The organism is Amycolatopsis eburnea (assembly GCF_003937945.1).
GTDB classification, from domain to species: Bacteria; Actinomycetota; Actinomycetes; order Mycobacteriales; family Pseudonocardiaceae; genus Amycolatopsis; species Amycolatopsis eburnea.
Window position 1 is genome coordinate 43,795 of record NZ_RSEC01000046.1, and the last position, 5,610, is coordinate 49,404.

Sequence of the window (5,610 nt, forward strand, 5' to 3'; positions counted from 1 at the left end):
GGTGCTGTTCGAACGCGAGGCACAGGAAGCCGCCCTGGCCGGCGCGCTGCGGCAGGACGGCGGCGTCGTCGCGGTGCGCGGCGAAACCGGGACCGGCCGCACGGCGCTGCTGCGGCTCCTCGGCCACCTCGCCACCGGCCGCGGCGCGCGGGTGCTGCGGGCGGGCGGGGCGCCGGCCGAGCGGGACTTCCCCTTCGGCGTCGTGCGGCAGCTCGTCCTGCCCCTGCACGGCGAAGCCGCGCTGCCGCCGCTCGCTGCGAAGCTGCTCCAGTCGGCGGCCGGGCCCGGTTGCGACGACGCCGTGACGCTCCACGGCCTGCACGTCCTGCTGGTCTCACTCGCCGCCCGCAAGCCGGTCGTGGTGCTGGTCGACGACGTGCGCTGGGCCGACGAACCTTCCTTGCGCGCCTTGGCTTTCCTCGCCGGACGGCTGCGCGGGACCCGGGTGCTGCTCGGCGTCGTGCTGCCGGACGCCCCGCGGGCGCCGGCGCTGCAGGAGCTCGCGCGGGCCGCCGGCGTCCGCGCGCGGCCGCTGTCGGCCGACGGCACGCGCCGGGTGGCCGCGGCGCGGATCGGCGCCGGGCTCGAGCCCGCGTTCGCGACGGCCTGCCACGAACTCACCGGCGGGCGGCCGAAGGAGCTCGACGAGCTGCTGTCCCGCGCCTTCGCCCAGCGCCTGACCGGCCGCGCCGCGGACTGCGTGCCGCTGCGCGACCTCGGTGCCGCGCTCCGCCGGGAACGGCTGCGGCTGCTGGTCCGGCGCGAGCCGGAGGTCGAAGCGCTGGCGCGGGCGGTCGTGACGCTCGGCCGGCACGCGGAACCCGAGCTGGTCACGCGCCTGGCCGGGCTGGACGCGGCGGCGTGCGCCGAAGCCCGCGCGCTGCTCGGGGACGCGTGGCTGAGCACGGCCGTCGACGGGCGCCTGGTTCCCGAGCCCGCGCTGGTGCGGGTGGTCGAGGAGACGCGGAGCGCGGCGAGCACCGCGGAAGCGCACCGGGCCGCGGCGGCTTTGCTGACGGCGCAAGGGTTTCCGCCCGAGCACGTCGCCGCGCAGCTGCTCAGCGTCGACACCCTCCGCGGCGACGAGGACATCGCGACCCTGCGGACGGCGGCCGTCGCGGCCCAGCGCCGCGGCGCCCCGGACCTGGCCGCGCGGTACCTGCGCCGAGCCCTGCTGGACGTCCCACCGGGCGACCCCGGCCGCGCCCGGCTGCTGACCGAGCTGGCCGCCGCCGAACCCGACCCGCGCGCGGCGGTGCGGTACCTGGTGCAGGCCGCGCCGCTGCTGCCGCCGGGGCGCGAGCGGGCGGAGGCGGTGGCCCGGATCCCGCTCACCGCCGCGGCGCGCGGGCCGCTGGTGACGGAGCTGGTCCGCGCGGTCACCGACCCGGGCAAGCCGGAAGCCGCCGAACGCGGACCGTTGGCAACGCACCACGCCCGCGCGGTCACCGACCCGGGCGAGCCGGAAGCCGCCGCACGCGAACCGTTGGCGACCGGGCTGGCCCCCACGGTCACCGAGCGACACAATCGCGAAACCGCCGCCACACCCGGACCACTCGCCACCGACCTAGCCCACACAGACCCGCGCAAGCCCAAAGCGACCACCGCGATCCTGCCCACACGCGGACCATCGGCGACCGACCCGGCCCCCACGGTCACCGAGCCACACGACCGCGAAACCGCCGCCACACCCGGACCACTCGCCACCGAGCTGGCCCGCACCGACCCGGACGAGCCCGAACCAGCCGCGTGCGGGACGCTGGTAACCGAGCAAACCCACCCCACCCCGAACGACCCCGACCTCGCGCCGCGCCTCGAAGCCCGAGACTGGTTCACCGCCCTGGAAGACCCGGGACGCCCGGCCGCCGCCGCGGAGCGCCTGCGCCGGCTTCCCGACCGCCCAACCAACCCCGGAGACCGCGAACTACGCGCCGTCCTGCTCCTGACCGCCACCCTCGGCGGCCGCATCACCGCCGACGAAGCCGCCCGCCACGCCAGCCTGCTCCTGGACCACGAACCCGCGAGCACCGTCCGGGCCGGCACCGCCCTGCGCATCGTCCCCCTCGTGCTGATCGCCGCCGGCCGCCCGGACTCCGTGACGTCCTGGCTGGCCTCCGCAGGCGGGCCAAGGGCCTCGACCGCGACACGCGTCCTCGTCGACGTCCACCAAGCCCTCGCGCTGCTCGCCCGCGGCCGGTTCGCCGAAGCCGGGGAGCCCGCTCAACGAGCCTTCCGCGCGGCCGACCCCGGAAGCTACGACGTTCTGGCCCTCCCGGCCACCACCCTCGCCCTGGTCGCCGACTCCGCGCGCAGCCGTGAGCTGGCCCGCCAAGTGCTCGACGGCCTGCCCGACGCCGACGACCTCGCGGTGTTCGCGGTCCGGCGGGGGCTGCAGGGGATGCTGGCCGCCCGGGAGAACCCGGACGCGGCGCTCGCTCAGTTCCTCGATCGCGGCCGGCTGCTCGACCGGGCGGGGTGGCGCAATCCGGCGATCTACGCGTGGCGGGGGTCGGCCGCGCTGCTCGCCCGGCGGCTCGGGCGGATCGAGCAGGCGCGGCAGCTCGCCGAGGAGCACCACCGCCACTCCGTCGCGTGGGGCGCGCCCGCGCTCGTCGGGCGGTCGCTGCGGGTGCTCGCCGCGCTGGGCGGGCGGCGGCAGGCGGTCGAGCTGCTGCGGGAGGCCGTCGAGCTGCTCGATGGCGCGCCGGACGAGCTGGAAGCGGCCAAGGCCTGCGCCGACCTCGGGACGTGCCTGCGCGAGACGGAGCCGGAGGCGTCACGACGGTGGCTGGCCCGGGCGCGGGAGCTGGCCGAAAGCTGCGGCGCGGGCCGGCTGGAAGCGCGTGAAGACGGCACCCACGCGGAACTTCCCCGGCCCGCGGCGGAGCTGACCGCCGGCGAGGCGACCGTCGGGCGCCTGGCGGCCGGCGGGCGGACCAACACCGAGATCGCCGTCGAGCTGAGCATCAGCCGCCGGGCCGTCGAGAAGCACCTGACGAGCCTGTACCGCAAGCTGAAGATCGACGGTCGCGCCCAGCTGGCCTCGGTGCTGGACCGCCGCTGAAGCTCACGTCCGGTCGTGGTCCGCCACCAGCGCGAACCGGACCGCGGCCACCGCCGCGCGGGTCGCCGAAAGGGCCTCCCGCAACGCCTTCTCCGACGACGCCCGCGTGCCACCCGCGTCGAGGACGAGGCCGCCGAGCAGCTCGGTCGCCTCCCGGCACTGGTGGTAGGCCTCGGCGACCGCGTCGGCGGTCACGGTCGCGGTCATGCCGGGGCGACCGTGAAGAACCGCAGGTTCCACAGCTCCTGCAGCTCGGCGGCGACCTCCGCGGGCAGCTCCGGCGCCAGGTCGCCGATCCGGGTGTGGCCGTCGAGCCGGGTCAGCAGCTCGTACGTCGAGGCGAGCACCGTCAGCTCCGGGCCGCCCGGGTAGTCGAGGTACACCTGGTGCGCGGGCTCGCCCTCGGCGCGGGTCGTCGTGCGCAGCCGGGTCACCGGGCGGAACGCGAAGACCAGCTCGGCGAGCGCCGCGGCCCGGTCGAGGCCGGGGCGGACGACGAAGTCGCCGACCACCAGGTAGTCCAGGTCGGTGGTGAGGAACGTGGTCACCGCGTCGGCGACGGTCTGCACGATCGGCTCGGCGTTGTTGTTGAACGACGTGTTGAGCACCACCGGCGTCCCGGTCACGCGCCCGAACTCTTCGATGAGGGCGTGGAAGCGCGGGTTCGCGTCGGCCTCGACGACCTGGACGCGCGCGGTGCCGTCGACGTGGGTGACCGCGCCGAGCTCTTCGCGGCGGTCGGGCCGCACGTGCAGCGCGAAGGACATGAAGTCGAAGTTGCCGCGCGTCTCGGGGATCTCGAAGTAGTCGGCGGCGGCCTCGGCGGTCACCGACGGCGCGAACGGCCGGTAGCTCTCGCGCTTCTTGACGATCGCGTTGATCCGGGTCTGGTTCTCCTTCGGCCGCGGGTCGGCGAGGATGCTGCGGTGGCCGAGCGAGCGCGGCCCGAACTCCGACGCGCCCTGCACCCAGCCGAGCACCGCGCCCTCGGCGAGGCGGCCCGCCGACCACGTCGTGACGTCGTCGTGCGCCTCGAACTCGACCAGGCCCGACCACGCCTTGAGCGCGGTCTCGATCTCCGCGGTCGTCCCGATGTCCGGGCCGAGGTCCGCGCGCCGCAACCGGATCGGCGCGGGCAGTGCGCCGGTGAGCTGCTCGTGCGCGGCCAGCGCCGCGCCCTCCCCCGCGCCCGCGTCGTGCGACGCCGGGTGGACGAAGACCTCGTCGAACAGGCCGCTGCGCAGCAGTTTCCCGTTGAAGCTGCAGTTGTGCGCGACGCCGCCGCCGAACGCCAGCTTGCGCAGCCCGGTTTCCTGCGCCCAGTGTTCCAGGACGTGGGTGAGGATCTTCTCGAGCGCCTCCTGCAGCGCGGCGGCGAAGTCCTTGTGGTCCTGGGTGAACTCCTCGCCCTTGCGCCGCAGCGCCAGCCGCGGGTCGGCGTAGAAGTCCTGCATGTAGTGGTAGCCCGCGGGCCGGAAGTTGAAGTAGAACTGGCCTTCCGGGAGCAGGCCGTAGAGGCTTTCCAGCTGCGGGCGCAGCACCGCCGGGTCGCCGTAGGGGGCCAGGCCCATCACCTTGTACTCGTCGCCGACGCCGTACCCGAGCCGCCAGGTGCCGAGGCTGTAGAGCAGGCCGAGGCTGAACATCGCGGGCACCTGGGCGAGAACTTCGAGTTTGCCGCCGACGGCTTTGTAGACGCTGGTGGACTCCCAGTCGCCGCGGCCGTCGGCGACCAGCACGAGCGCGTCGTCGAAGCCCGAGCGGGTGTAGCTCGAGAGGGCGTGGCTGTAGTGGTGGTTGAAGAACAGCAGTTTCTCGTCGGGCAGCTGCCAGCCGAGGTCTTCCGCGAAGCGTTCCTTGATCAGTTCCCGGGAATAGCGTGCCGGGACGCGCGGATTGCGCATGTAGAGCTCGTTGAGGGTGCTGTCGGCGAAGTCCTCGGTGACGTAGAAGGCGACCGCGTCGATCTCCTCGGGTCGCACGTCCGCCTTCGCCAGGCACGCCCGCACCGCCCTGGCCGGGAACTTCGTGGTCTGCTTGATCCGGTTGAGCCGCTCCTCCTCGACCGCGGCGATCAGCTCGCCGTCGCGGAGCAGGCTCGCCGACGAGTCGTGGAACGAATACTCCTCGACGCGGGCGATCTCTTCACCCTCGGCCGAGAAGTTGCCGTTTATTCCCAGAATCAGCATCTCGGTTCGCCAATCTTTTTCCTACGGACTGGGATGATGGGCGAAGCGTAAGCAGCGCGGACTGGGGTTTTCCCGCGAGAATCCATGATCGGCTTGCGCTCACTCGCCGGCTCCCAGCTTCTCGTCCAGCAGCGCGAACATCTCGTCGTCACTGGCGTCGTCGAAGTCGAACCCGGCGTCGACGTCGTCGCGGGCGCTCCACGCCCCGCGCACCTGCTCGAGGCGCGCGGTGATCTCGTCGCGGGCGCCGGGGTCGATCGCGGTGTCCCGCAACGCCTTTTCCAGCCGGGCCAGGTCGGCCAGGATCGCCTGTTCCGGCTTCTCGTCCGGGGCGAGCAGCTCCGCCAGGTGCGTGGC

The 5,610-nt window shown here is 74.3% G+C and carries 3 protein-coding genes; 1 reads left to right on the forward strand and 2 read right to left on the reverse strand.

What is annotated here, in order from left to right; translation table 11 throughout:
- The first annotated feature begins 1 nt into the window (after window position 1).
- Window positions 2-3,064, forward strand: a complete 3,063-nt coding sequence (locus tag EIY87_RS20055; protein WP_158641315.1) for a helix-turn-helix transcriptional regulator — start codon at window positions 2-4, stop codon at window positions 3,062-3,064.
- A gap of 3 nt (window positions 3,065-3,067) precedes the next feature.
- On the opposite strand, the gene EIY87_RS20060 is transcribed toward EIY87_RS20055, so the two are convergent.
- Together EIY87_RS20060 and EIY87_RS20065 are read right to left on the reverse strand one after the other, a co-directional pair.
- The gene (locus EIY87_RS20060) at window positions 3,068-3,271 is read right to left on the reverse strand and encodes a hypothetical protein (protein ID WP_125310413.1); all 204 of its coding nucleotides are present in this window, start codon (window positions 3,269-3,271) and stop codon (window positions 3,068-3,070) included.
- Window positions 3,268-5,253, reverse strand: a complete 1,986-nt coding sequence (locus EIY87_RS20065; RefSeq protein WP_125310415.1) for a carbamoyltransferase family protein — start codon at window positions 5,251-5,253, stop codon at window positions 3,268-3,270. Before EIY87_RS20065 ends, EIY87_RS20060 begins: the two co-directional genes overlap by 4 nt.
- Between the last annotated feature and the right edge of the window lie 357 nt (window positions 5,254-5,610).